At 66.4% G+C, this 25,562-nt stretch carries 22 protein-coding genes; 6 read left to right on the forward strand and 16 right to left on the reverse strand.

Annotated elements, in window-relative coordinates:
- Positions 1 to 3: 3 nt before the first annotated feature.
- The 9 genes from fadD32 to glf form a co-directional block, all read right to left on the reverse strand.
- On the reverse strand, positions 4 to 1,893 hold the full coding sequence (gene fadD32 / locus CCUG20998_RS26795; protein ID WP_020731069.1) for a long-chain-fatty-acid--AMP ligase FadD32: 1,890 nt from the start codon (positions 1,891 to 1,893) through the stop codon (positions 4 to 6).
- 316 nt (positions 1,894 to 2,209) lie between these two features.
- Positions 2,210 to 3,223: a carboxylesterase Culp6 gene (gene culp6, locus CCUG20998_RS26805; RefSeq protein WP_011742454.1), complete on the reverse strand. Its 1,014-nt coding sequence runs from the start codon at positions 3,221 to 3,223 to the stop codon at positions 2,210 to 2,212.
- A gap of 236 nt (positions 3,224 to 3,459) precedes the next feature.
- On the reverse strand, positions 3,460 to 4,365 hold the full coding sequence (locus tag CCUG20998_RS26810) for an esterase family protein (protein ID WP_012396869.1): 906 nt from the start codon (positions 4,363 to 4,365) through the stop codon (positions 3,460 to 3,462).
- Between the two features lie 175 nt (positions 4,366 to 4,540).
- A complete protein-coding gene (gene ag85A / locus CCUG20998_RS26815; protein ID WP_012396870.1) occupies positions 4,541 to 5,554 on the reverse strand; it encodes a diacylglycerol acyltransferase/mycolyltransferase Ag85A in 1,014 nt (337 codons plus the stop codon).
- Between the two features lie 396 nt (positions 5,555 to 5,950).
- On the reverse strand, positions 5,951 to 7,930 hold the full coding sequence (aftB, locus tag CCUG20998_RS26820) for a terminal beta-(1->2)-arabinofuranosyltransferase (RefSeq protein WP_373145749.1): 1,980 nt from the start codon (positions 7,928 to 7,930) through the stop codon (positions 5,951 to 5,953).
- A complete protein-coding gene (locus tag CCUG20998_RS26825) occupies positions 7,917 to 8,825 on the reverse strand; it encodes a decaprenyl-phosphate phosphoribosyltransferase (RefSeq protein WP_020731073.1) in 909 nt (302 codons plus the stop codon). The genes aftB and CCUG20998_RS26825 overlap by 14 nt, the downstream gene beginning before the upstream one ends.
- Positions 8,822 to 9,367 carry a phosphatase PAP2 family protein gene (locus CCUG20998_RS26830; RefSeq protein WP_020731074.1) on the reverse strand — a complete coding sequence of 182 codons (546 nt, stop codon included), beginning with the start codon at positions 9,365 to 9,367 and terminating at the stop codon, positions 8,822 to 8,824. The genes CCUG20998_RS26825 and CCUG20998_RS26830 overlap by 4 nt, the downstream gene beginning before the upstream one ends.
- Positions 9,360 to 11,258, reverse strand: a complete 1,899-nt coding sequence (locus CCUG20998_RS26835; RefSeq protein ID WP_012396873.1) for a glycosyltransferase — start codon at positions 11,256 to 11,258, stop codon at positions 9,360 to 9,362. The genes CCUG20998_RS26830 and CCUG20998_RS26835 overlap by 8 nt, the downstream gene beginning before the upstream one ends.
- On the reverse strand, positions 11,255 to 12,463 hold the full coding sequence (gene glf, locus CCUG20998_RS26840; protein WP_020731075.1) for a UDP-galactopyranose mutase: 1,209 nt from the start codon (positions 12,461 to 12,463) through the stop codon (positions 11,255 to 11,257). The genes CCUG20998_RS26835 and glf overlap by 4 nt, the downstream gene beginning before the upstream one ends.
- A 288-nt stretch (positions 12,464 to 12,751) precedes the next feature.
- Between glf and CCUG20998_RS26845 the strand changes: the two genes are divergently transcribed.
- Both CCUG20998_RS26845 and CCUG20998_RS26850 read left to right on the forward strand, forming a co-directional pair.
- Positions 12,752 to 13,681 carry an exported repetitive protein gene (locus CCUG20998_RS26845; RefSeq protein WP_038581843.1) on the forward strand — a complete coding sequence of 310 codons (930 nt, stop codon included), beginning with the start codon at positions 12,752 to 12,754 and terminating at the stop codon, positions 13,679 to 13,681.
- Positions 13,682 to 13,853: 172 nt separating this feature from the next.
- Positions 13,854 to 15,503 carry an LGFP repeat-containing protein gene (locus CCUG20998_RS26850; RefSeq protein ID WP_181005689.1) on the forward strand — a complete coding sequence of 550 codons (1,650 nt, stop codon included), beginning with the start codon at positions 13,854 to 13,856 and terminating at the stop codon, positions 15,501 to 15,503.
- A 15-nt stretch (positions 15,504 to 15,518) separates the two neighbouring features.
- Here the strand turns inward: CCUG20998_RS26850 and CCUG20998_RS26855 are convergent, their stop codons facing one another.
- Genes CCUG20998_RS26855 through CCUG20998_RS26870 form a run of 4 tightly spaced genes read right to left on the reverse strand, consistent with a single transcriptional unit; the run spans position 15,519 to position 18,700 of the window.
- A complete protein-coding gene (locus CCUG20998_RS26855; protein WP_051173406.1) occupies positions 15,519 to 16,346 on the reverse strand; it encodes a Cof-type HAD-IIB family hydrolase in 828 nt (275 codons plus the stop codon).
- A complete protein-coding gene (locus CCUG20998_RS26860; protein ID WP_020731078.1) occupies positions 16,343 to 17,128 on the reverse strand; it encodes a lysophospholipid acyltransferase family protein in 786 nt (261 codons plus the stop codon). Before CCUG20998_RS26860 ends, CCUG20998_RS26855 begins: the two co-directional genes overlap by 4 nt.
- Positions 17,129 to 17,161: 33 nt before the next feature.
- The gene (locus tag CCUG20998_RS26865; protein ID WP_020731079.1) at positions 17,162 to 17,917 is read right to left on the reverse strand and encodes a lysophospholipid acyltransferase family protein; all 756 of its coding nucleotides are present in this window, start codon (positions 17,915 to 17,917) and stop codon (positions 17,162 to 17,164) included.
- Positions 17,918 to 17,920: 3 nt separating this feature from the next.
- Positions 17,921 to 18,700 (reverse strand): lysophospholipid acyltransferase family protein, encoded by a 780-nt coding sequence (locus CCUG20998_RS26870; protein ID WP_103653974.1) that lies wholly within the window; start codon positions 18,698 to 18,700, stop codon positions 17,921 to 17,923.
- Positions 18,701 to 18,772: 72 nt separating this feature from the next.
- On the opposite strand from CCUG20998_RS26870, the gene CCUG20998_RS26875 reads away from it, so the two are divergent.
- Genes CCUG20998_RS26875 through CCUG20998_RS26885 form a run of 3 tightly spaced genes read left to right on the forward strand, consistent with a single transcriptional unit; the run spans position 18,773 to position 21,447 of the window.
- Complete coding sequence (locus CCUG20998_RS26875; protein ID WP_012396881.1) at positions 18,773 to 19,507, forward strand: aminoglycoside phosphotransferase APH(3'); 735 nt, start codon at positions 18,773 to 18,775, stop codon at positions 19,505 to 19,507.
- A 60-nt stretch (positions 19,508 to 19,567) separates the two neighbouring features.
- Positions 19,568 to 21,118, forward strand: coding sequence for an MBL fold metallo-hydrolase (locus CCUG20998_RS26880; protein WP_020731082.1), 1,551 nt, complete (start codon positions 19,568 to 19,570; stop codon positions 21,116 to 21,118).
- Complete coding sequence (locus CCUG20998_RS26885) at positions 21,115 to 21,447, forward strand: hypothetical protein (RefSeq protein ID WP_015357650.1); 333 nt, start codon at positions 21,115 to 21,117, stop codon at positions 21,445 to 21,447. Before CCUG20998_RS26880 ends, CCUG20998_RS26885 begins: the two co-directional genes overlap by 4 nt.
- 4 nt (positions 21,448 to 21,451) lie before the next feature.
- Here CCUG20998_RS26885 and CCUG20998_RS26890 read toward each other — a convergent pair whose 3' ends face one another.
- Together CCUG20998_RS26890 and CCUG20998_RS26895 are read right to left on the reverse strand one after the other, a co-directional pair.
- Complete coding sequence (locus CCUG20998_RS26890; protein ID WP_020731083.1) at positions 21,452 to 23,029, reverse strand: phytoene desaturase family protein; 1,578 nt, start codon at positions 23,027 to 23,029, stop codon at positions 21,452 to 21,454.
- Positions 23,030 to 23,079: 50 nt separating this feature from the next.
- Positions 23,080 to 23,727, reverse strand: a complete 648-nt coding sequence (locus CCUG20998_RS26895; protein ID WP_020731084.1) for a TetR/AcrR family transcriptional regulator — start codon at positions 23,725 to 23,727, stop codon at positions 23,080 to 23,082.
- An 81-nt stretch (positions 23,728 to 23,808) separates the two neighbouring features.
- On the opposite strand from CCUG20998_RS26895, the gene CCUG20998_RS26900 reads away from it, so the two are divergent.
- A complete protein-coding gene (locus CCUG20998_RS26900; RefSeq protein WP_020731085.1) occupies positions 23,809 to 24,291 on the forward strand; it encodes a DUF2834 domain-containing protein in 483 nt (160 codons plus the stop codon).
- On the opposite strand, the gene serS is transcribed toward CCUG20998_RS26900, so the two are convergent.
- Positions 24,288 to 25,547, reverse strand: a complete 1,260-nt coding sequence (serS, locus tag CCUG20998_RS26905) for a serine--tRNA ligase (RefSeq protein WP_020731086.1) — start codon at positions 25,545 to 25,547, stop codon at positions 24,288 to 24,290. The genes CCUG20998_RS26900 and serS overlap by 4 nt on opposite strands.
- Positions 25,548 to 25,562: the final 15 nt, after the last annotated feature.

A 25,562-nucleotide genomic window follows, 5' to 3' on the forward strand; every position in this document is an offset into this window, starting at 1 on the left:
TGCTTACGATCCGGTGGCGAAGACTGTCGGGGAGCCGACGCCGCTGCGCAGGCTGCCGTCGATGTAGGCGGTGCGGCAGGCGCGGCGGCCGATCTTGCCACTCGAAGTCCGAGGAATGGTCCCGGCCGACACCAGCAGCACGTCCCGTACCGTCACTCCGTGACCGACGGCGACGGCCGCCCGGATGTCATCGGCGATCGGCTGGTATTCGAGCTTGTGGGTACCCGCGGCGCGTTCGCCGACGATCACCAACTGCTCGGAGGTGTCCTCGGGGTCGAAGCTCAGTCCGGCATGCGGGTCCTCGAAGACCTTCTGCGGCAATTGGTTGGCCGGTACGGAGAAGGCCGCGACGTACCCGACCCGCAGCGCCTTGGTGGACTCTTGCGCCGTGTATTCGAGGTCCTGCGGGTAGTGGTTGCGACCGTCGATGATGACCAGGTCCTTGATCCGGCCGGCGATGTAGAGGTGGCCCTTGAAGTAGGTCCCGTAGTCGCCGGTGCGCACCCACAAGCCATCGTCGGGAGCGCCCTCGGCATGCGACTCGGGAACCCGCGACTTGAGGATGTTACGGAAGGTCTGGGCGGACTCTTCTTCCTTGCCCCAGTAGCCGATACCCAGGTTGTTGCCGTGCAACCAGATCTCACCGATCTGGCCGTCCGGGAGCTCACTGGCCGTCTCGGTGTCGACGATGACCGCCCATTCATCGACACCGACCTTGCCCGCCGAAACCTGCGCGACGGCGTTTGGCGCGTCGGCGGCCACCTCGACGAAGCGCTGCTTGTTCAGCTCGTCGCGGTCGACGTGGATGACCGTCGGCACCTCGTCCATCGGTGTGGTGGAGACGAACAGGGTGGCCTCGGCCAAGCCGTAGGACGGCTTGACCGCGGTCTCGCGCAGGCCGTAGGGCTCGAACGCCTTGAAGAACTTGCGCATCGAAGCCGGCGACACCGGCTCGCTGCCGTTCAGGATGCCCTTGACGTTGCTCAGGTCCAGTGGCGGTTCGTCGTCGCGGGGCACACCGCGCATCGCGGCGTGCTCGAACGCAAAGTTCGGCGCGGCCGAGAAGGTGCCGCCGGTCTCGCCCGGCTTGCGGGCAAGCTCACGGATCCAGCGCCCGGGCCGGCGCACGAACGCGGCCGGCGTCATGAAGGTGAAGCTGTGCCCGAGCACCGACGCCAACAGCACCGTGATCAGGCCCATGTCGTGGAAGAACGGCAGCCAGCTGACCCCGCGGTCACCTTCCTGGCCTTCCAGCGCGTTGAGCACCTGCAGCACGTTGGTGGGCAGGTTCAGGTGGGTGATCTGCACGCCAGAGGGGACGCGGGTGGAGCCGGAGGTGTACTGCAGGTAGGCGGTGGTCAACTCGTTGGCTTCGGGTTGCTGCCAGGTGGAGGCGACCTCGGTTGGCACCGCGTCGACCGCGATCACTCGGGGCCGCTCTTTGGCCGACCGGCTGCGGATGAACTTCCGCACGCCCTCGGCGGAGTCGGTGGTGGTCAGGATGGTCGACGGCGTGCAGTCGTCGAGCACGGCGTGCAGGCGGCCGACGTGGCCCGGCTCGGCCGGGTCGAACAGCGGCACCGCGATCCGGCCGGAGTAGAGCGCACCGAAGAACGAGATGAGGTAGTCCAGGTTCTGCGGGCACAGGATCGCGATGCGGTCACCCGGCTGAGTCACCTGCTGCAGCCGCGCACCGACGGCGCGGTTGCGGGCGCTGAACTCCGACCACAAGATGTCGCGCTCGACACCGTCGCGCTCGGTGGAGAAGTCCAAGAAGCGGTAGGCCAGCTTGTCGCCACGAACCCGTGCCCATTTCTCGACGTGACGAACCAGGTTCGTGTTCTCCGGGAACCTGATCTTTCCATTCACGATGAACGGGTTGTGGTACGCCATGGGGCCCTCTCCTGTCACAACACTGCTCAGTCGGCTACGCCGACGGGGTTACATTTCGGTCGGCTGGGCCGACGTTTTACATCTGTGCGCGGACCAGCCCTCGAGCGGCGCGCGCGAGCCACAGCTCGCGCGACGGTGCCAGCTTCGACCCGATGCGGCCTTCCACATGCTCTTAAATTTCTCTTAATGTTAAGGGGCGGGGCGCGACAGACCAAATCACAAGGTACCGCTGTTTGCGCCCGCCATCGCGAGCGAGTCGCTGTGTCCCCCTGGCGAGGCCCGTCGGCGGTCGCCGATCGCTACTACCGGGACTCGATCACCCGTGTTTGGGATGCGGTGCCTTGTCGATGAGTTCATGGGCCCAGTTCAGCGTCCACTCGGTAGCCGGCTCCCCATCGGAGCTCCAGAAGTCCGGGGTGGCATACATCGCGTGAACCGGCTGACCCGCTCCGCCGGCCAGGGTGTTCAGGGTGGTCGGCAGGTTGGCGGGGCTGAAAGCTTCTTGCGGGGCGGCGCAGATCAGGTCGCCCTCGGCGCAGATCTCGTTGGTCCGGTCATCGAGCGCACCGAATCCGCCGGGCCGGGGGCCGGTCATGGTCAATCCGAGCCCGGACAGCACCGGCACCTCGTGCAGGGTGATTTCGGCGCCTTCGCCCGGCGGGCTCGGCGGGATGTCGTTGCCCACCCCGGGCTGCCGGCGCCCGTCGGCGATCAGCGTCACACCCAGCACCAAGTCTTCGTCGACGGGTCCGCGGCCGTTGCCGATATCGCTGGCCACGTCGCCGGCGATCACTGCGCCCTGAGAAAACCCGACCAGTACGTAGCTGGTCAGGGGGCACCTGTTGTTCATGTCCGTCATTTCCGCGACCATCGCGCGGGTGCCTTCGGCCCGGCTGTCGTTATAGGACATCTGGCCGTCGGCACTCAACGGATTGTGGAACTGCGCGGTGTAGGGAACCGTGTAGGTCTGCACCCGGGATTCGGGGAAGTCCGTGGAGATCGGCCCGGTCACCTTCAGCAGCAACGCTTTGGGGAACGTCAGCGGGTTGAGCGGGTCATCCTGGGGCGATGACTCCCAGGTGCCCGGAACCGCGATCAACTGCACGTCGGGGCACGACGCATCCTGGAATGCCGGCCGGGGCTTGCGCGGGTGGGGGGTGGTGGGCGCCGGAGTCAAGATGCCCGGCGGTACCGCGCTCGGCGGAGTTTCGGAATGGCGCAGCAGGATCACCCCGGCCACGATGACCAACGCCACCACCGATGCCATCGCACCCGCGGCGACCCAGGCAAGGATCCGGTGTCGGCGTCTCCGCCGGGAGTTCGTGGCCATGTTCTCCTGCTGCAGGGTCGGTACTTATCAGTGTGGGTACAGGTGCTGGGGGCGGCGGTGTCGCGCCCGCTCACCACCCGAGCCACCCGAACTCACCCGCACCGCGTATCGACGCGGCGGTACCGCCCTTAGCTGCACTCCATACACGGTACCGGCTCACCACGGGGTTACTTCCCGGCTGACAGATACAGCGGGTTTCGGGGCAGCGCCGTCAGCCGAGGTCGTGCGCCGGCCGGCTAGCGGATTGCGCCGACGATATCACCAGACATCGCACCCAGCTGCGCTGACCACGAGCCCCAGCCGTTGTCGCCGCCGCCCGGGAAATCAAAGTGGCCGTTGTGCCCGCCGACGTTGCGATACTGCTGGTAGAACGACCGGCTGTCGCCCATTGCCGCACCGGCCTGGCCGATCATGGCCGCGGGGTCACTGGCGCCCGGGTTGGTCGGACTCCACACCCACACTCGGGTGTTGTTCTGCGCCAGCAGGGCGGCGTGGACCCACGGGTCGTGCCACTTCCACCGGCCCAACTGTGGGGCACCCCACATGCCGTTGCCGTCCACTCCGCCGAATTGCTGCATCCCGGCCAGGATCGCCCCGTTGGTGGTGGTGCTCGACGGGTACAAGAACCCGGACAGCGATCCGGCGAAACCGAACCGGTCGGGGTGGAATGCGGCCAGCGCCATCGCGCCGTAGCCGCCCTGAGACGCACCGACCGCGGCGTGGCCGCCGGGCGCCAGGCCCTTGTTGGCGGCCAGCCAATCGGGCAGCTCACTGGAGAGGAAGGTGTCCCACTGCTTGCTGCCGTCCTGTTCCCAGTCGGTGTACATGCTGAACGCGCCGCCCGCCGGCGCGACCACCGAGATTCCTTTGCCGCCGAGGGTGTTCATCGCGTTACCCGCGGTGACCCAGTTGCTGACATCGGGGCCGGCGTTGAAGGCGTCGAGAAGGTAGGCCGCGTGCGGCCCGCCGGCCAGGAAAGCCACCGGGATGTCTCGGCCCATTGCGCCCGAGGGGACCATCAGGGTCTCGTACGGAGCGGCGTTGGCCTTTCCGGTGGATCCCGTGGCCACCGTGATACCGCCCAACGTGACTGACAGCACGGCAACGCAGAGCAGCCGTATCACCACTGACACACCCCTCATGTCCACCTCCATCGTGTATCGCTGCGTGCTCACAGCAAGGCTCGGCCCGCACGTAGCTAACCACACCGGCTACGACCGGATAAAGGGGAGATAACGCCAGAAATGATTAACGGCGGCGACCCCTGAGGGCCGCCGCCGTTAATCGCTGTTTTGTTAGTACGCCGAGCGCTTGGTACTAGGCGCCCTGGGTGTCACCGGTGTTGGGTGTCGCACCCAGCGTGTGCTGCAGGTCAGGCTTCATAGCGTTGAGCTGCGCACCCCAGTACTCCCAGCTGTGCGTGCCGTTGTCATCGAAGTTCCACACGGCGTTGTGGCCACCGGCAGCGTTGTACGCGGCCTGGAACTTCATGTTGCTGGTCCGGACGAAGCCCTCCAGGAACTTCGCGGGCAGGTTGTCGCCACCCAGGTCGGACGGCTTGCCGTTACCGCAGTACACCCAGATCCGGGTGTTGTTGGCAACCAGCTTGCCGACCTGCAGCATCGGGTCGTTACGCGCCCAGGCCGGGTCATCCTTCGGGCCCCACATGTCGGAAGCCTTGTAGCCGCCCGCGTCACCCATGGCCAGGCCGATCAGCGACGGGCCCATACCCTGCGACGGGTCCAGCAGTGCCGACAGCGAGCCGGAGTACACGAACTGGTCGGGGTGGTAGGCAGCCAGGATCAGGGCCGACGATCCCGCCATCGACAGACCAACCACGCCGCTGCCGGTGGGCTTGACACCCTTGTTGGCCGACAGGTACTGCGGCAGCTCGCTGGTCAGGAAGGTCTCCCACTTGTAAGTGGTGCAGCCAGCCTTACCGCAAGCCGGGTTGTACCAGTCCGAGTAGAAGCTGGACTGGCCACCGACCGGCATGGCGACCGAGATGCCCGACTGGTAGTACCACTCGAACGCGGGGGTGTTGATGTCCCAACCGCTGAAGTCGTCCTGCGCACGCATGCCGTCCAGCAGGTACAGCGCCGGAGAGTTGGCGCCACCGCTTTGGAACTGGACCTTGATGTTGCGGCCCATCGCCGCCGAGGGCACCTGCAGGTATTCCACCGGCAGGCCCGGCCGCGAAAATGCACTCGCGGTCGCCGAGCCGCCGACGAAGCCGACCAGACCCGATAGCAGGGCCGCGCCAACGGCTCCCACCATGAGTCGGCGCGGCGTACCCGTCACGGCGCCACGAAACCTGTCAACAAGCTTCATCCTTGCTTCCTCATCCTCATTCATTTAGGCGCATCCGGTTAGATCGGGCGCATCCTCAACTAGGTCAGACTGCGCGCGCTGGGCCGCAGTGCCCGTGTAGTCAACCACATCTTTGGGCCGATCCTCTCATCGAGGACGGCGCGCAGTTCGTTACCCAGCGGGGATCCGGACCGAATTTTCGGACCCGCCCGCCACCGTAACGTTGCGTTTTCGCACGTGTCCGCGGTTCCGTGCGCGCGGGCGACAGATCAAATGTGATGTTTCTGTCAGTATCCGATCAAACCAGGGTCAGCCCCGGCGTGCGGTGCGATCGAATCCGACCCAAATATTTACCAAACCGAATATTGCGCCGCGCAGCGGCACCCCCAAAACGGTCCGGCGCCACTACCTACTCGCTCATTCCCGAGGCGGGGCGGGCGGGACGTCGGGCACCTCGAGGCCACACCTGACCAGCTCATACAGCGGCACCCGGTTGATCCGGTACCGGGTGAACTCAAACGAGTGCACCACGTTGGACACGAACCGGTGCAGGCTCATCGGTGCCCGCACCGAGTTCAGCACCGCCTGGGTGGCGGGGCATCGCAGGGCGGCCTCGGCCTGCGCGACCCACTGCTGATCGAGGTAGGCGGGGACACCCGGATACCACTTCACCCACGGACCGTCGGCGATCACCCAGTCCGGGAACAGGTTCTTGTCGTGGCCGATACGGCCATGCTCGAGCCGCTCGGTGTGCGCGGCCAGCGGGTTTGCCAGACCGATCTGGTCCAGCACCCGGACGTCGAGCCCGACGTTCATGCCAACCATGCCCAAGTTGGTGAAAAACACCGTGTGCTGCGGCTTTTCGCTGGCCGGGATGCCGGGGGCCGATCCGGGCTTGATCATCGGCACCAGATCCCACTGGGTGTAATTGCCCGACGGCAACAGCAACGCCCCTTCCGGGGTGTTGTTGAGCGCCGTCAGAATGGCGGCCATCCGCGGGTAGTCGAGGTAGTCGGCGGCCGTCAGCGGGTGCGCGTGTCCGGTGGCCTGAGCGTAGAAACGGCGCTCATCGACGATCCCCGAATAGCTGACGTGGGTGGCGTCGTCACCCATCCCCGGCGAATTCGCCGCCCACAGTGACCAGCCCGCAACGCCCAACCACAGCACGCTGACGGCACCGGCCACCCAGTAGCCGGTCTCACGCGAATAGTCCTTGCCATCGGGCACGACCAGGGGAATGACGGCGACGGGCGCCAGCACGCAGAACAGCGGCGCCAACAGCACCCGGCCATGCATGAAGTCGCCACCCTGGCGAATCCAGTACAGCGCCTGCAGTACGCCACTGCCGACCATGAAGACCACCACCGCGGTCGGGCTCTGCACCGCCCGGGCAAACCGTCCGTAATCGGGTGCCAGCACCGGGCGCAGGAACGCGGGCCGCCGCCGCGCGAACATCACAACCACTCCCAGCGGCACCACCAGCACCAGCGGCAGCCAAAGCGCATACGGCCGGTTGAAGTTCGTCAGGTAGACCATGCCCTGCGACCATTTGTCCCCCGCGGCGTCTTTGGCCAGCGCGGTGCCGGGAACCAGCAAGCCGTAGTAGCCCATCCGGAAGATCTGGTAGGCCACCGGCAGCAACCCACCGGCGAGCACGATCAACCCGCGACGACGCCAACTGCGGGCCGCGATCAACATCATGATCAGGGCCAGCCCACCGATCAGCGCCAGCTCCGGGCGCACCAGCACACTGCATCCGGCGACGAAGGCCAGCAGGCCGATGAAGACCGGGTGGTCCGAGCGACCCCGCAGCGGCTGCGACCAGCAGACCATCATCCACCACAGCAGTCCCAGGTAGGCCAGCACCAGACCGCTTTCCAGGCCGGACGTCGCGAAGTCACGCGCCGGGGGTACCGCGATGTAGACCAGCGCCCCCGCGGGCAACATGATCGCCCGACGGCCGCGCAGGCTCGGCGCATACAGCCGGCCGGCGCCCAGCATGAGCAGCACCACACCCAGCACCGACAGCGTCAGCGCTACCGCCAGCGCGACGTACTCGAGCCGCATCGGTCCGCCGACCCAGCTCGCCGCGTAGAGCAGATAGGTCCACACCGTCGAGGTGTTGGCCTCCACCCGTTCGCCCATGTTGAACACCGGCCCGTTGCCGGCCAACAGATTGCGCACCGTGCGCAGCACGATGAGTCCGTCATCGGCGATCCAGCGTCGTTGCCAGGCTCCCCACCCGAACAGCAGCGCAATGATCGCCACACCGATCCACAGGCTGATCCGGACCCAGGGGTCATACGGAAACGCCGGCCACCTGATTGGCCGCAGTACTGGCCGCCGTGCCAGCGCACCGGCCTGCAGGGCCTTGAGTCTGGAGCTAGCCGAAGGCAACGGCGGCCCCAACTGTTCCTATCCACGCCAGCGCCAACAGCTGCAACACCCGGTCCCGCAGGGCGATCTCCTCGGGCTCCCCGGCCAACCCCCCGTCGACATCGACCGCGTAGCGCAGGATGGCGATGGTGAACGGCACCATCGACGCCGCGAACCAGGATCCCGAGTAGTTGTCCCGCTCGAACGCCCACAGCCCGTAACACACCACCACGGCGGTGGCCGACAACGTCCAGACGAACCGCAGATAGGTACTCGTATAGCTTTCCAGCGACTTGCGGATCGCCGCACCGGTGCGCTCGGCGAGCTGCAGCTCGGCGTAACGCTTGCCGGCCACCATGAAAAGCGACCCGAACGCCGCCGTCAGCAAGAACCACTGCGACAGCCGGATGTCGGTGGCCGCGCCGCCGGCGATGGCGCGGATCAAATACGCCGATGACACGACGCAGATGTCGATCACCGCTTGATGCTTGAGGCCGAAGCAGTAGCCCAACTGCATGGCGAGGTAAACGACCATCACCACGGCCAGGCTCGGGGTCAACCACCAGGCCAGCCCCAGTGACGTCACACCCAGCGCCACCGCCAACGTGTACGCCAGCCATTCGGGCACCACGCCGGCGGCGATGGGGCGAAACCTCTTGGTGGGGTGCTCCCGATCCGCCTCGACGTCTCGCACGTCGTTGATCAGATAGATGGCCGAGGCGGCCAGGCTGAACACCACGAAGGCCACCAAGACCTCGAACAGCACTTCCGCGTAGCCGTACCGGACCCCGCGGCCCGCCGCGGCCAGCGGGGCGGCCAGCACGAGCACGTTCTTCACCCACTGACGTGGGCGCATCGCCTTGACCACACCGGCCACCAGGTTGGTCGGGGGTCCGGTCACCACGTCTTCGCTCATAGCGACATACCTTTTGTCGAGACCTTGTCGAGTCGCGCGGCGATGGCCGCGACGCTGGCACCCACGGCGATGCCGGCGGCCACGTCGCTGGGATAGTGCACCCCCAGCAGTATTCGAGACAGGGCCATCGGCGGCACCAACACCGCCACGCCCGCAGCTTCGGGCACCCCGGCCGCCCTGCTGAGCAGGATGGCCGCGGCGGCCGTCGAGGTGGCGTGCGCGGACGGGAAACTCAGCTTGCTGGGCGTGCCGACGTTGACCGTCACGGCCGGGTCATGGGGCCGTTTGCGCCGCACCACCCGCTTGATCACCACGGCGGCGGCGTGCGCGACGAAGGTGCCGGCCCCCGCGACCACCCACTCCCGGCGCCGGCTCGGGAACAGCAGCGCGCCCAGCGCCGACACCAGCAGCCAGCCCACGCTGTGCTCGCCGAAGTGGGAGAGCCCGCGCGCCGTGCCCAGCACCCCGGGGCGATCAGCCAGTGCCGACTGAACCACGACGATCGCCGCGGCTTCACCGCGCGGTGGCGCCGGTTCAGGCATGCTCGGGCTCGTGGCTCGTCGCCGGCAGCAGCGCCGTCTCCCATTTCTGCTTGCTCGACAGCACCGGCAACGCGTTGCGGTAGGTCCTGCGCATCTCGTCGAATCGCTTGGACAGCTCCCGCTGACGGCGCAGCGACTGCCACAGCAGTGAGAGCATCTTGGCCCGGTCGCGCTGCCGATAGACCACGCCACACCCGTCGGCCGTCGTCACGGTGACGCCGTCGACCGTGCACAGCCGGAACCAGCGGGCGTCTTGGGTCGGCACGTTGAATTCCGGGCGGCCATGGTGGGCCGGGTCGGCCGTCTTGAGGTTGTGCAAGATGCCGCGGGCCAACCGGTAGCCGATCGTCACCGGGTTGGTGGGGGGCTTGTTCACGATGTTCTTGTGCAATGGCGGGGGCAGCTCACTGGCCGCGGGCAGCACCACCGCATCCGGGTAGGACTTGCGAATGCGGTGCACTTCCGGCAGCGCCGATTCCAGGATCGAGAAGATGTGTTCGGGGCCGGCGAGGAAGTCGTCGATGGCCTTGTTCTGGATCTCCACCGTCGAATACTCGAGGCAAGCGAGGTGTTTCAGCGTCGCCTTGAGGTGACTGCGGACCAGTCCGGTGACGTCACCATCCCAGTGCATGGCCGCGACCACCAGCCGGTTGCGCAGATGGAAATAGGCCTGCCAGTCGATGGCATCGTCCTTGTCGCTCCAGGCCATGTGCCACACCGCCGCCCCCGGCAGGGTGACGGTGGGGTAACCGTGTTCGGCGGCCCGTAGCCCGTAGTCCGCGTCGTCCCATTTGATGAACAACGGCAGTGGCTGGCCCAGCTCCTCGGCCACCTGCCGCGGGATCATGCAGGTCCACCAGCCGTTGTAGTCGACGTCGATGCGCCGGTGCAGCAGCTTGCTCTTGTCTTCGTTGTCGTTCAACGGGTATTCGGCGAAGTCGTGGTCATACTCGGCGTGCGAGGCCGCGGTCCACATGAAGTTCGCCCGGTTCACCACTTCGCCCATGATGTGCAGGTGTGACGGCTCCTGCAGGTTGAGCATCTGCCCACCCACCAGCATCGGGCTCTTGGCGAAGCGGTGCATCGCCAGCACCCGCAGGATCGAGTCCGGCTCGATGCGGATGTCGTCATCCATGAACAGGATCTGCTGGCAGTCGGTGTTCTTCAGCGCCTCGTACATGACCCTGCTGTAGCCACCGGAACCGCCCAGGTTGGGCTGGTCATGGATGGAGAGCCGGTCGCCCAAGCGGGCCGCGGCGGCCGGGAAGTCCGGGTGATCGCGCACTTTGCGGGTGCCTTGGTCCGGCACGATCACCGCGCCGACGACCTCGTCCACCAAGGGGTCCGCGGTGAGTTCGCGCAACGCGTTGGCACAGTCCGCGGGGCGGTTGAACGTCGGGATGCCGACCGCGATGTTGGCCGTTCCCGGCGCGGGCTCGGCCGCGTACCAGCCCGCGTTGAGCAAGGTCACCGCGGTGTCGGTGGTGATGTCGAACCAGATCCAGCCGCCGTCTTCAAACGGCGTCAGCGCCACCTCGATCTCGAGCACCGCCGGCTTGTCCTCATCACCGGCAAATGCGCGCCCTTCGACGAAGATGCGCGCTCCGGTGGCCTTGGTCCGGTAGACGTCGACGCGCCCGGCACCGGACAACTCGACGCGCAGCACCACGGACTTACAGATCGACCAGCGTCGCCAGTAGCTGGCCGGAAACGCATTGAAGTAGGTGGCGAAGGAGACCTCGGATTCCGGACCGATCTGCAGCGAAGTCCGGCTGGTCGCATGCGCGCGCCGAGCGTTGGTGGTCGACTCCTCGAGGTACAGTTTGCGCACGTCGAGCGGTTCGCCCGGACGCGGCAGGATGACTCGGGACAAAAGGCTTACGGCACTCATCCGCGCGCACTCTCCTCGGCCGGCGGTTCCGCCAGCGGTCTACCGTCGCGCAGGTGCGGCGCGAGGACGTTGTCATACATGCTCAAAGCGCTGGCAATGGCCATATGCATATCCAGATATTGATAGGTGCCCAAGCGCCCGCCGAACAGAACCTTCGATGACGCGGTCTCGGACTTCGCCCGGGTCCGGTAGGCGGCCAACAGGGCGCGGTCGGCCTCGGTGTTGATCGGATAGTAGGGCTCGTCCTCGTCTTCGGCGAACCGGGAATACTCGCGCATGATCACCGTCTGGTCCGACGGGTATTCGCGCTCGGGATGGAAGTGGCGGAATTCGTGGATGCGGGTGTAGGGGACGTCGAGATCGTTGTAGTTCATCACCGACGTGCCCTGGAAGTCTCCGATCGGCAGCACTTCCACGTCGAAGTCCAGGGTGCGCCAGCCCAGCCGGCCTTCGGCGTAGTCGAAGTAGCGGTCTAGCGGGCCGGTGTATACGACAGGAGCCTCGGGGTTGGCCGCGCGCAACTCGTCGCGGACGTCGAACCAGTCGGTGTCGAGCCGGATCTCGATGCGGTCGTCGGCGGCCATGTTCTGCAACCACGCGGTGTAGCCGTCGACGGGCAATCCCTCGTAGGTGTCACTGAAGTACCGGTTGTCGAAGGTGTAGCGCACCGGCAGGCGGGTGATGTTCGCCGCCGGCAGCTGCTTCGGGTCGGTCTGCCACTGTTTGGCGGTGTACCCCTTGACGAAGGCCTCATACAGCGGGCGCCCGATCAGGGAGATGGCTTTCTCCTCGAGATTCTGGGCGTCGGCGGTATCAATCTCGGCGGCCTGCTCGGCGATGAGTTGGCGCGCTTCGGCGGGACTGAAGTACTTGCCGAAGAACTGCGAGACCAGACCCAGCCCCATCGGGAACTGATAGGCCTGCCCGTTGTGCATCGCGAACACCCGGTGGCGATAGTCGGTGAAGTCGGTGAACTGCCCCACGTAGTCCCACACCTTCTTATTGGAGGTGTGAAACAGGTGCGCACCGTACTTGTGGACTTCGATACCGGTCTGCGGCTCGGGTTCGGAATATGCATTACCGCCGATGTGCGGGCGCCGCTCGACAACCAGGACACGCTTGCCGAGTTGGGTAGCCACGCGCTCGGCGATCGTCAGGCCGAAAAATCCGGAGCCGACGACGAAGAGGTCAAAGCGTGCGGTCATCGGTTGCCTAGGGTATCCGACCTTCCTGCGAAAACCCGATTTGGCAGGACGACAAGGTCAGGGTTGCACCGGGTTTCGACAACCCAAGCAGGCCCTAAGCAGGTCTAAAGCGGGTCCGATGACCCCGATGGGCCGAAGATGCCACCTTAGGTAGCGATTGCCTCACGATTCGATATAACCACACTAGTCTCACCAACCTCACTCGTACCATCGAGCGTGTGGGTTCGAGCCGCCGAGGACAGCCGGCGCGAACCGACGCAACACATAGTCCAGATTGAGGAGACTTCCGTGCCGAATCGACGCCGACGCAAGCTCTCGACAGCCATGAGCGCGGTCGCCGCCCTGGCAGTTGCGAGTCCATGTGCATACTTTCTTGTCTACGAATCGACCACCGAGACCAAGCCGACCGAGCACCACGAGTTTGTGCGGGCGGCCAGCGTGGCCGACCTGCCCACCGAGCTGATGACCGCGCTGTCGCAGGGTTTGTCCTCGTTCGGGATCAATCTGCCTCCAGTGCCCAGCCTCACCGGCGGTACCGGCACCGGCATGAGCCCGGGCCTGACCAGCCCGGGGTTGACCAGCCCGGGGTTGACCAGCCCCGGCTTGACCAGCCCAGGGCTGACCAGCCCGGGTCTCACCAGCCCAGGCCTGACCACCCCGGGTCTGACGCCGGGAATGCCGGGAGACTTGGCCCTGCCGGGCACGACGCTGCCCCCGACACCGGGCGCCGCCGTCAACCCCGCACTCACCAATCCGGCGTTGACCAGCCCGACCGGCTTGGCACCCGGCTTGACCAGTCCGACTGGCCTGGACCCGGCACTTGGTGGCACCAACGAGATTCCCATCACGACGCCGGTCGGCCTGGACCCCGGGATGGACGGCACCTATCCGATCCTGGGTGACCCCAGCCTGGGATACGGGCCGGGGACCTCCTCCCTGGGCGGCAGCGGCCTGGGCAGCAGCACCGGCGGCGGCGGAATCCTCAACGACGTGATGCAGGCCGCCAACCAGCTGGGCGCAGGCCAGGCCATCGACCTGCTCAAGGGCGTGCTGATGCCTTCGATCATGCAGGCCGTCCAAAACGGCGGCGCAGCCGCGCCGGCGGCCGCAGCGGCGGTTCCCGAACTACCCGCCGCGGCAGCGGCACCCGCGGCGGCCGCACCTGCGGCAGTCGCACCGGCCGCGGCGGCTGCCGCAGCCGCGGTACCGCCGATCTAATCGGCACCTAGCGAAAGGCCTCAGAACCTGTCACCTGACGACACCGCAGAGTCACGCTGGACCCGAACCCACCCCCCAGCTACTTATCCTCTGCGGTGTCGTCGACAGGTTTTCGGCCCATTACCCGTGTCGCCTCACAAGAAACATCAGACACACAAGTAACATCCCTTTGGTGCCGTCCCGCAGTCGCGCACCGACCATGCTGCTCACCGCCATCGCGGCGACGGTCGTCATCGTCTCGTGGGTGCTGACCCGTCCCCCTCCCAGCACCCACGAGCAGCCGTCGGCTCAGGACACCCGGCTGGTCGAGCAGCCGCTGGTCGGCCTCGGCGGCGGCGTCACGGTGCGCGAACTCACCCAGGACGAGCCGTTCTCCCTAGTGGCGCTGACCGGGGATCTGGTCGGCACCTCGGCACGGATGCGGGCCAGGCAGTCGGACGGTTCGTGGGGACCGTGGTACCAGGCGGAGTACGAAACCGCCGCGCCCGACGAGCAAGGCGGGGCACCGGCAACGGCCGGGACCTCGGAGCGACCGCGTAGCACCGAACCGGTATTCGTGGGCACCACCAACACGGTCGAGATCGCGGTCACCCGCCCGATCGACGCCCCGGTGACTCAGCCGCCGCCCACCGGCGAACCCGAGCCCGTTGACCTTGGTTACCGTCCGGCCACCAAGGAGCTGCCGTTCGGGCAGAACATTTCGGCGGTGCTCATCTCCCCGCCGCAGGCCCCGGCCGGCACCCACTGGACCCCGCCCACCGGAGTCACCATGCCTGGCCAAGCGCCCCCCATCATCAGCCGCGCGGATTGGGGAGCGGACGAAGCGTTGCGCTGTGAGAGCCCGGAATACGACCGGGCGGTACGCGCCGCGGTGGTCCATCACACCGCGGGCAGCAACGACTATTCCCCGTTGGAATCGGCGGGCATCGTCAAGGCGATCTACACGTATCACAGCAAGACGCTGGGCTGGTGCGACATCGCCTACAACGCGCTGGTCGACAAGTACGGTCAGATCTTCGAGGGCAGTGCCGGCGGGCTCACCAAACCGGTCGAAGGGTTCCACACCGGCGGATTCAACCGTGACACCTGGGGTGTCGCGATGATCGGCAATTTCGATGACGTCGCGCCCACGCCGCTGCAGATCCGTGCCGTCGGACGACTGCTGGGGTGGCGGCTGGGCATCGCCGAAGTCGACCCCAAGAGCATGGTGGAGCTGGAGTCCACGGGCAGTTCCTACACCACCGTTCCCGGCGGCGCCATCGCGAAACTGCCGGCCATCTTCACCCATCGCGACGTCGGCAACACCGATTGTCCCGGCAACGCCGCCTATGCCCTGATGGACGAGATCCGCGAAATCGCATCCCATTTCAACGATCCGCCGGAGGAGCTGCTCAAGTCCTTGGAGGGCGGCGCGATCTATCAGCGCTGGCAGGAGCTGGGCGCGATGAACAGCGTGCTGGGGGCACCGACATCTCCGGAAGCGGACGGGGCCGATGGCGCGCGCTACGCCACCTTCGCCAAGGGCGCGATGTACTGGTCACCGACCACCGGTGCCCAACCAGTGACCGGCGCGATCTATGACGCGTGGGCCTCGCTGAGCTACGAACGCGGCCCGCTCGGATTGCCGACCAGCGCCGAGATACAGGAGCCGCTGCGGATCACGCAGAACTTCCAGCACGGTGTGTTGAATTTCCAACGGCTCACCGGCAACGTCTCCGAGGTCGTCAACGGGATCACCACACCGCTGGCGACCAAACCCCCGAGCGGGCCGATGGTGCCACCCGAGCACTTCTCGCTACCAATCCACCCGATCATTCCCTGAGGCGCGGCGACGCGCTCAGAACCACCAGCGCTCGAGCACCTTGGCGACACCGTCCTCACTGTTGGGGGCGGTGACCTCGTTCGCGGCGGCCAACGCGTCGGGATGGGCATTGCCCATCGCCACACCCAAACCGGCCCGCAACAGCATCGGCACATCGTTGGGCATATCGCCGAACGCCACCACGTCCGTATCGGCAATGCCCAAGGGCGCCGCGACGTCGCGCACACCGGTGGCCTTGCTGATGCCCAGCGGCACGATTTCGACCAGCCCGTTGTTGGTCGAGTAGGTGATGTCGCCCTCGATGCCCACGTGCTTGGCCAGTTCGGCCGCCATGTCCGCGCTGGCGGCACCGGCCTTGCGGATCAGCAGCTTGATCGCCGGGGCGCTGAGCAGGTTTTCGATCGACACCTCGGTGTTGTCCGGGTTGAGCCAGGCGTGCTCGTAGCCGGGCGAACTGACGAACTGTGGGGTCGCCGTGTCGTGGGCTCGCTCGCCGATTCGCTCGACCGCCAACCCAGACCCGGGAATTACCCGACTGGAAACCTCCGCCAACGTGGCCAGCGCCTCAACCGAGAGGGTGTGCGCCGACACCACCCGGTCGGTCGCGGGATCGTAGATGACGGCGCCATTGGCGCACACCGCCATCGGCGCGAACCCGAGTTCTTCGACGACCGGCCGTACCCAGCGCGGCGGCCGGCCGGTGGCCAGGATGAAGGTCGCGCCACCGGCAACCGCGGCGCGCACCGCATCACGGGTGCGCCCGGAGACGTGTTCATCATCGTTTAGCAAGGTGCCGTCGACGTCGCAGGCGATGAGCGCCGGCCGGCTCTCCGGTGTGGTCAGTGTGGTCCGCCTTTGCTGGAACTGCGTGAGGTAACGCCGTCATATCCACGCTTGCGGGCGCGTTCGGCCAACTCCGCGATGCGGAATTGGCTGGACTGCTCCGGACTTGGCGCGCCGCCACCCAGCCGCTGTGGCACCCAGAATTCCCCTTCGGGGTGAGGGTACTGCTCCTGCACCCAGTGCAGCATCGATTCCATCGCTTGCCGCAGCGTGGCGTTGAGTTCCGTCGGATCGCCCGCCGGCGGTAGCCCGGGGCCAATGGCCACACTGATCGGAACCTTGTTGCGGAACAGATTCTTGGGGTGACCCTTCGGCCAAATCCGCTGCGCGCCCCAGACGATCATCGGGACTATCGGTACCTGAGCCTCGAGCGCCATCCGGGCCGCCCCGGTCTTGAATTCCCGTAGTTCGAGGCTGCGGCTGATCGTCGCCTCGGGGTGTACCCCGACCAGTTCACCCTCACGCAGTCGTTGGACGGCGACCCCATAGGCATTGGCGCCCTCGGCGCGGTCAACGGGAATCAGCTGGGCGTGCTTGATCACATAGTTGACCGACCTCACCTCCTGCATCTCGGCCTTGATCATGAACCGCAGCCGACGTTTGCGTTCCTTGGCGGCAATGGAGGCGGGGACCCAGTCCACATAGCTGGTGTGGTTGAGGGCGATCAACGCGCCGCCCCGGTCGGGGATGTTCTCCAACCCGTAGTAGGTGATCTTGTTTCCGTTAGCCGCAACGATCGACGGAACAAGCACTTCCATCATTCGGAAGAATGGCTCTGCCATCCTTCGGTTCCTCCTTCTGTTCTTCAGCCGCCGCTACCGCGATTGATGCGGTGTCCGGCCGGCGGCCCTGGCGGCAGCCTCGTCAGCGTCCAGCCGAGCTGCCTCGGCCGGAGTCGGCGCGGTGCCGCCAAGCCGGCGCGGCACCCAGTACTCCCCTGCTGGCTGCGGGTAGCTCCGTTGCGCCTCCTGCAGCAGCGTGGTCATCGCTTGGCGCAGGGCGGCGTCGGTCTGCGCAATGTCACCGGCAGCCGGTAAACGCGGGCCAACCTGCACGACGATCGGAACCTTGGCGCGTCCGATGTGCCTGGGCTGGCCCTTGGTCCAGATCCGCTGAGCACCCCAAACAATAACCGGCACAATCGGCACGTCTGCGTCCAGCGCCATCCGCGCGGCCCCGGTCTTGAACTCCTTGAGCTCGAAGCTCCGGCTGATCGTCGCCTCTGGGTAGACGCCGACCAGCTCCCCTTCGCGAAGGCGCTGCACCGCTAGGGCGTAGGCGCCCGCACCCGCGCCGCGATCCACCGGAATGGTCCGAGTGCGCTTGATCAGGAAGTTGACCACCTTCACTCGTTGCATTTCGGCCTTGATCATGAACCTCATGCGACGGTGCCGCCGATTCATGGCCAGCGCGGCCGGAAGCCAGTCGACATAGCTGGTGTGATTGATCGCGATCACCGCGCCGCCCCGCTCTGGCACATTCACGACGCCGACATAGGTGATCCGGGTCCCCGTGGCCAGCACCAGCAACTTGGCCAGGATCTCGAGGGTCCGGTAGGTCGGCTCCGCCATGGGCTACTGCTCCGGCGCTCCCGCGGGATGGGCGCGTTGGGCACGGCGAGCGGCCCGCTCCGCCGCCTCCTGCGCATCCAGCCGCGCCGCCTCGGCCAGCGATGGCGCGCTGCCGCCCAGCCGGCGCGGCACCCAGAACTCGCCGGACGGATGCGGCCCGTACTGCTCCTGCGCTTGGTCGAGCAGGTGCTGCATCCGGGAGTGCAGCAGATTGCTCAGCTCCGCGGTCGGCAGCGTGGGTTCGATCGGTTCGCCGACGACCACCACGATCGGCACTTTCGGGCGGAACAGCTTCTTCTTGTGGCCTTTGGTCCAGATCCGCTGGGCGCCCCAGACGATGTGGGGGACGATCGGCACCCCAGCTTCGAGCACCATCCGCGCGGCGCCGGACTTGAATTCTTTGATTTCGAAACTTCGGCTGATCGTTGCCTCCGGATAGACCCCGACCAGCTCACCGGCCTTGAGCAGGCGGACCGCAGCGTCATAGGACGCGGCGCCGTCGGCCCGGTCCACCGGGATGTGTCGCAGCTTGCGCATGATGGGACCGGTGATCTTCTGGTCGAAGACCTCCTGCTTGGCCATGAACCGCACCTTGCGCCCCAGCCGCTGCTGGTAGGCCGGCAACCCGCCGAAGGTGAAGTCGAGGTATCCGGTGTGGTTGATTGCGATGACCGCACCACCCTGGACGGGTATGTTCTCCACACCAGTCACGGTGATGCGGAGCCCCTGGATTCGCCACGTCAAGCGGGCAAGCTGAATGACCGTCCCGTATACCGGTTCCACAGCAGTCAAGCCTAGTGCTCCCGGCCGGCGGTCGGTTGAAGTGGCGAATTTGAAGTCCGAAAGAGGAGTGCTTTGTCCTTCCCCGCCGCACCTCCCGCGGTGCCCCCGGTTGTCCGGCGGCTTGCCGCCGGGCGCCCCGTGCAAGCCGTCTGGGCCAACGAACTGGGCGGTGTGACCTTCCGGGTGGGCCCCGGCGCCGAGTTCATCAAGGTGGCCAGAACCGGCGTCTTCGACTTCACCGCCGAGGCGCAACGCTTGCGCTGGGCGTCAGCACACCTCACCGTGCCGGCGGTGCTGGACTTCGGGGTCGAGCAAGACTGGGCGTGGCTACGCACCGCGGGGCTACCCGGCGTCTCGGCCGTGCACCCCCGCTGGGTGGCCGCACCCGATGTCGCCGTGCGGGCGATCGGTGTGGGGTTGCGCACACTGCACGAGCGCTTGCCGGTCCGAGCGTGCCCATTCGACTGGTCTGCGCAAAGCCGGCTGGCGCGGCTGACCGCGGCGGGCCGGGCTAATGTCGGCGCCCCGCCCCCGATCGATCGGTTGGTGGTCTGCCACGGCGACGCGTGTGCACCCAACACCCTGATCGCCGAGGACGGCAACTGTTGCGGCCACGTCGACCTCGGCACGCTGGGCGTGGCCGATCGATGGGCTGACCTGGCGGTAGCAACGTTGTCGTTGCAGTGGAACTTTCCCGGCCACGGTTGGGAGGCGAAGTTCTTCGCCGCCTACGGAGTGGCGCCGGACCCACGGCGAATCGATTACTACCGGCGGCTGTGGGGGGCCGAGGATCTCGACTCAAGCTAAGCTCGATGCTGCATTTGGCGCCGAACATGCGTCAGCAGTAGCTGTTGCAGGAAGGTATTTGTGCAGGTCACAAGCGTCGGCCACGCCGGCTTTCTGATTCAGACCCAGTCCGGCAGCATTCTGTGCGACCCCTGGGTCAACCCGGCCTACTTTGCTTCTTGGTTCCCGTTTCCGGACAACAGCGCACTGGACTGGGACGCCATCGGCGACTGCGACTACCTATATGTCTCGCATCTGCACAAGGATCACTTCGACGCCGAGAACTTGCGTTCGCACGTCAACAAAGACGCGGTGGTGCTGCTCCCGGACTTCCCCGTGCCGGATCTGCGAAATGAGCTCGAGAAGCTGGGATTTCACCGGTTCTTCGAAACCACCGACTCGGTCAAGCACCGGCTCAGCGGGCCCCGCGGCGATCTCGACATCATGATCATCGCGCTGCGGGCGCCGGCCGACGGTCCGATCGGTGACTCCGCGCTAGTGGTTTCCGACGGCGAGACCACCGCCTTCAATATGAATGACGCACGACCGATCGAGCTGGACATGCTGGCATCGGAGTTCGGCCACGTCGATGTGCACCTGCTGCAGTACTCCGGCGCGATCTGGTACCCGATGGTCTACGACATGCCGGCCAGGGCCAAGGAGGCGTTCGGCACCCAGAAGCGACAGCGCGGGATGGACCGGGCGCGCCAGTACGTCGCGCAGGTGGACGCGACCTGGGTGGTGCCGTCGGCGGGGCCACCGTGTTTTCTGGACCCCGAGCTGCGCGAGCTCAACGACGACCGCAGCGATCCGGCCAACATCTTCCCCGACCAGATGGTCTTCCTGGACCAGATGCGCATCCACGGCCATGATCGCGGTTTGCTGATGATTCCCGGATCGATCGCGGATTTCACCGGATCGACCCTGAATTCGCTGAGCCACCCGCTGCCCACCGAAGACGTCGAGGCCATCTTCACCACCGGAAAGTCCGCCTACATCGCCGATTACGCCGACCGGATGGCTCCGGTGATCGCCGCCGAACGGGCGAGTTGGGCCCCCGCCGACGGCGAGCCGCTACTCGAGCCGTTGCGCGCACTGTTCGAGCCGATCATGTTGCAGAGCAATGAGATCTGCGACGGTATCGGTTACCCCGTGGAACTGGTCATCGGCGCCGAAACCGTCGTACTGGACTTTCCGAAAAGGGCGGTGCGCGAGCCGATTCCCAACGAGAAGTTCCGCTACGGGTTTGCCATAGCGCCGGAGCTGGTGCGCACGGTACTGCGCGATCAAGAACCCGACTGGGTCAACACCATCTTCTTGTCCACCCGCTTCCAGGCCTGGCGAGTGGGTGGCTACAACGAATACCTGTACACGTTCTTCAAGTGCCTCACCGACGAGCGGATCGCCTACGCCGACGGCTGGTTCGCCGAGACTCACGACGACTCCGCTTCAATCACTCTGGACGGCTGGGAGATTCAGCGCCGCTGCCCTCACCTCAAAGCCGACCTATCGAAGTTCGGTGTGGTAGAAGACGATACGTTGACCTGCAACCTGCACGGGTGGCAGTGGCGCCTGGAGGACGGCCGCTGCCTCACCACCCGCGGTCACCAGCTGCGGAGCTCGCGGAAATGATGCGGTTCTACGACGACGGCGTGGTCCAGCTCGATGGCGCCGCGCTGACGTTGCGCCGCTACCACTTCCCGTCGGGCACCGCCAAGATCATCGCGCTGGACACGATCCGCGGCTACCGTGCCGAATCGCTGGGACTGCTCACCCATCGCTTTCGCATCTGGGGCAGCTCGGATCTGCGCCGCTGGCTGCCGATGGACATGAACCGGCCGCTCAAGTCGACGTTGATCACCCTCGACATCCCCGATGCTCGTTGGCAACCGGCCTTCACCCCGGCGCGTCCAGACGATTTCATCGCGCTGCTCGACGAACTGCTCAGCGACCGGCGCTGACCCGCTAGCGGTCGGCCAGCGCCGCACGACCGGCGTTGAAACCGGGGATGAAGGTGATTCCCGGTCCGCCATGGCATCCCGCGCTGCCCAGGTAGAGCCCGGCGATCGGGATCAGTTGGCCGATGAAGCCTCTCGGCCCCGGGCGGTTCTGACCTATCTGGTCGGGGTGCAACAAGCCGTGGCAGTAGTCGCCAGCGGGCGCTCCGAACATGACGCCCATGTGCTTGGGAGTGAAGGTGGTGTGCCGGATGATGCTGCGCTCGAAGTTGGGCGCCAAGCGGGTGACCTTGTCGATCACCCGTTGCCCCATTTCGGTCTTGGCCTGTCCGTACTCATGGGAGTCTTGTTCGCCCTCGATCGGGAACCACATCGCGAACGCCGATGCGGCGTGCTTGCCCGGCGGTGCCAGGTCGGGGTCGTGCACCGACGGTACCTGCAGCACGACGGTCGGGTCGGCCGGCACGATCCCGCGGCGGCAGTCCTCCCACTGCTGCTGCACTTCCTCTGGCGTGCAGAAAATGCCGATCGAGGCCTGCATGGCCGGATCGTTGAGGGCCTCATACGGCGGCGCGAACGCCGGGGCTTCCTCGAGAGCGAAGTGCATCTGCAGGTAGCTACCGCGGTGGTCGATGTGCGCGTAGCGGTCCCGGACATCGCTGGGCAGCACCGTCGGATCGATCAGGTCGTTGATCGTGACGTCTGGGGCAATCGCGGACACCACGATCGGGGCGGCCACGATGTCGCCCGCCTCGGTGCGTACGCCACTGATCCGCGCTCCGGCCTCGGCGTTGTCGACGAGGATCTCGCTGACCTTGGTGCGCAACCGCAACTCGCCGCCGTCGCGCTCGAACAGCCGGCACAGATGTGCGGTGAGTGTGCCGATGCCACCGCTCAGCTTCTTCATCTGCACGAAGTCTCCGTCGGGGATACCCAGACCGAAGGCAAGCGCGGCGGCGCTACCCGGCGTGGCCGGTCCCCGGTAGATGGTGTTGACGGCAAGGACCGTCATCGAACCCCGTAGTGCGGCGTGCTTTTCCCGGTCCGGAAAGTACCGGTCCAGCACGTCGGTGACCGACCCGAACAGCATGTCGTCGATGGCCGATCGCTCGAATTCGTTGGTGGCGCACGCATACATCTGGTCGAAGGTCTTGGGGAGCGTGTCGGATTCGAACCGCCCGAGCGCCCGGGTCGGCGCCTGGCTCCAGGCCAGCAGGCCCGCCATCCCGGTGACCGCATCTGCCCCGTGCACCTCGTTGAGGTGGGCGAACATCTTCATCGGGTCGGTGTACTGGACCAACGGATCGTCGCCCACGCCGCGTAGGGCTACCGACATCACTTCCAGATCCACAGTCGGCAAGGTGTCCAGGCCGAGTTCGCTGATCACCGCGGCCGCCGTCGGGAACTGCACCGATCCGGCAATCTCGAACCGGTAGCCGTCAAACAGTTCGACGGTGGAGGCCATGCCGCCGGCGTAGAGCTTCGCGTCCAGGCAGAGGGTGCGCAGGCCCGCTCGCTGCAGCAGCACCGCGGCGGTCAGGCCGTTGTGCCCCGCGCCGATCACTATCGCGTCATACTCCGCCATGCTCTCGACCTCCCGAGTTGGAGGCTGGCACGGTCCGAAAGTTTTGTCAATTATGACGAAACAGTCCGGGGCCGGTCGGGGCACCAGGTGTCGGTGAGCCCGGCCCGCAACGTCTCCAGCGCCAGCTGACACACCCGCGCCAACTCGCCGAGGGACCGGTCTTCGCCCAGCATCCACACTTCCATCGCGCCGAACACCGCGGCCGCAATGCAACGCGCGGTCACCGCGGTGCGGACCCGGGCATCCGGGGTTTGCGCCGACGTTCCCGCCGCGGCGCAGCTACGTCGTCGCAGCTGAGCCGCGATCACCTCGGCGAAGTCGGCCTGGACCTCCTGAATGTGCCGGACGATGCGGCTCGGGTCCAGCTCTCCACCGCGCAGGGTGGCGATTTTCGCAACGGCTTCAACGTCATACGGAAAGGCGAAGATCGCGGTCTGTACCGAATCGATGATCGTCTCGTCGACGGGGCGGGCGTCCAGCGCCGCGCGAAACCAATGCAAACCGGTGTAGTCGGCAAACAGCAGATCGTGCTTGGACCTGAAGTGGCGATAGAACGTGCGCAGTGACACCCCGGCATCGGCGGCGATCTGCTCGGCCGACGTCTCCTCGACGCCCTGGGCCAGGAAACGCACCACCGCGGCCTGGCGCAGGGCCTCGCGGGTGCGTTCGCTGCGCACCGTCTGCGCGGGCCTGACCATGGCAGTAAGGTACCCCAACCCGCGACCCCGACAGTTATGTCAATATTGACAAAACTTCGGGATAGGGGTGAGACTGCGCCCATGGTGTCGCTTCTTGTCCACGCGGTTCTCGGAATTGCCGTCATCGGCTGGATCATCGCGTCGAACCCTCAGGTGTATGCCCGGCCGGCCGCAGGTGCGTGGTTCTCCCCGCTGGAATGCGTGTACTACGCGGTCGGCATCGCCTCGATCGCCTTGGGCTGGTACTTCAACATCCGCTTCGTCCGGGAGTACTCGCACGGCGCGACCAACCCCATCTGGGGCCCCGGTAGCTGGGCGGACTACATCCGGCTGATGTTCACCAACCCGGCCGCCGGTTCGGCCAGCCAGGACTACACGATCGCCAACGTGATCCTGCTGCCGCTGTTCTCCATCGTCGATGGCTACCGACGCGGTCTGCGCCGGCCCTGGCTGTACTTCGTGTCCAGCCTGTTCACCAGCTTCGCCTTCGCGCTGGCGTTCTACTTCGCCACCATCGAACGCCAGCACCGCCACGAACAGGCTCGCGACAAGGTGGGCGTCTAGCCCTTGGGCTCGAGCACCTCGGTGCCCACGAACCCAACCAGGGCCGCGGGAACCCGCACGCTGCCGTCGGGCTGTTGGTGGTTTTCCAGAATCGACACCAACCACCGCGTCGTGCCCAGCGTGCCGTTCAACGTGGCCGCGATCTGCGGTTTGCCGTTGGCGTCGCGGTAGCGCGTCGCCAGCCGTCGGGCCTGAAACGTGGTGCAGTTCGAGGTGGAGGTCAGCTCGCGGTAGGTGCCCTGGGTCGGCACCCACGCCTCGCAGTCGAACTTGCGGGCGGCCGAGGCGCCGAGATCGCCGGCCGCCACGTCGATCACCCGATAGGGGACCTCGATCTGCGCCAGCATCTCGCGCTGCCAGGCCAGCAGCCGTTGATGTTCGGCCTCGGCGTCGGCGGGGGCGCAGTAGACGAAGCCTTCCACCTTGTCGAACTGGTGCACCCGGATGATGCCGCGGGTGTCCTTGCCGTAGCTGCCGGCCTCGCGCCGAAAGCATGACGACCATCCGGCGTAGCGCAACGGCCCCTCGGACAGGTCCACGATCTCGTCGGCGTGATAGCCCGCCATCGGCACCTCAGAGGTGCCCACCAGGTACAGGTCGTCGGCCTCGAGCCGATAGACCTCGTCGGCATGGGCGCCGAGGAATCCGGTACCGGCCATCACCTCCGGTCGCACCAGCACCGGCGGGATCATCGGGATGAAGCCGTTGCCGACGGCCAGCCGCAGCGCCAGCTGCAACAGACCCAGCTGCAACAACGCACCCTGACCGGTCAAGAAATAGAATCGCGACCCTGCCACCTTGGCGCCGCGCGCCATGTCGATCAGGCCCAGCGATTCGCCGAGTTCCAGGTGGTCTTTCGGATTGTCTATCGCGCGGGGTTCGCCGACCACGTCCAGCACCGCGTAGTCGTCCTCCCCGCCGGCGGGCACGCCGTCGAGGATGACGTTCGGTATTGCCATGTGTGCTGCGGTGAAGGCCGTCTCGGTTTCGGACTGCGTCGCCTCGGCGGCCTTGACCTGCTCGGCGAGATCCTTGGCCCGTTGCAGCAGGGCGGGACGCTCTTCGGGCGATGCACCACCCACGCCCTTGCTGGCGGCTTTCTGCTCGGCCCGCAAGGAGTCCGCGGTCGAGATCGCGGTCCGGCGGGCCGTGTCCGCCGTGAGCAGGGCATCTACCAGCGCCGGGTCTTCGCCGCGGCTGAGCTGGGATCGGCGTACGACGTCGGGGTCTTCCCGGAGCAGTTTCAGGTCGATCACGGCCGCAAGACTACT

This window comes from Mycobacterium marinum (assembly GCF_003391395.1).
Classification (GTDB): domain Bacteria; phylum Actinomycetota; class Actinomycetes; order Mycobacteriales; family Mycobacteriaceae; genus Mycobacterium; species Mycobacterium marinum.

Coding starts and splice junctions, on each gene's coding strand:
- fadD32 (WP_020731069.1), bottom strand. CDS start 1,893: ATGGCGTACCACAACCCGTTCATCGTGAATGGAAAGATCAGGTTCCCG.
- culp6 (WP_011742454.1), bottom strand. CDS start 3,223: ATGGCCACGAACTCCCGGCGGAGACGCCGACACCGGATCCTTGCCTGG.
- CCUG20998_RS26810 (WP_012396869.1), bottom strand. CDS start 4,365: ATGAGGGGTGTGTCAGTGGTGATACGGCTGCTCTGCGTTGCCGTGCTG.
- ag85A (WP_012396870.1), bottom strand. CDS start 5,554: ATGAAGCTTGTTGACAGGTTTCGTGGCGCCGTGACGGGTACGCCGCGC.
- CCUG20998_RS26825 (WP_020731073.1), bottom strand. CDS start 8,825: ATGAGCGAAGACGTGGTGACCGGACCCCCGACCAACCTGGTGGCCGGT.
- CCUG20998_RS26830 (WP_020731074.1), bottom strand. CDS start 9,367: ATGCCTGAACCGGCGCCACCGCGCGGTGAAGCCGCGGCGATCGTCGTG.
- CCUG20998_RS26835 (WP_012396873.1), bottom strand. CDS start 11,258: ATGAGTGCCGTAAGCCTTTTGTCCCGAGTCATCCTGCCGCGTCCGGGC.
- glf (WP_020731075.1), bottom strand. CDS start 12,463: ATGACCGCACGCTTTGACCTCTTCGTCGTCGGCTCCGGATTTTTCGGC.
- CCUG20998_RS26860 (WP_020731078.1), bottom strand. CDS start 17,128: ATGGCAGAGCCATTCTTCCGAATGATGGAAGTGCTTGTTCCGTCGATC.
- CCUG20998_RS26865 (WP_020731079.1), bottom strand. CDS start 17,917: ATGGCGGAGCCGACCTACCGGACCCTCGAGATCCTGGCCAAGTTGCTG.
- CCUG20998_RS26885 (WP_015357650.1), top strand. CDS start 21,115: ATGATGCGGTTCTACGACGACGGCGTGGTCCAGCTCGATGGCGCCGCG.
- CCUG20998_RS26890 (WP_020731083.1), bottom strand. CDS start 23,029: ATGGCGGAGTATGACGCGATAGTGATCGGCGCGGGGCACAACGGCCTG.
- CCUG20998_RS26895 (WP_020731084.1), bottom strand. CDS start 23,727: ATGGTCAGGCCCGCGCAGACGGTGCGCAGCGAACGCACCCGCGAGGCC.
- CCUG20998_RS26900 (WP_020731085.1), top strand. CDS start 23,809: ATGGTGTCGCTTCTTGTCCACGCGGTTCTCGGAATTGCCGTCATCGGC.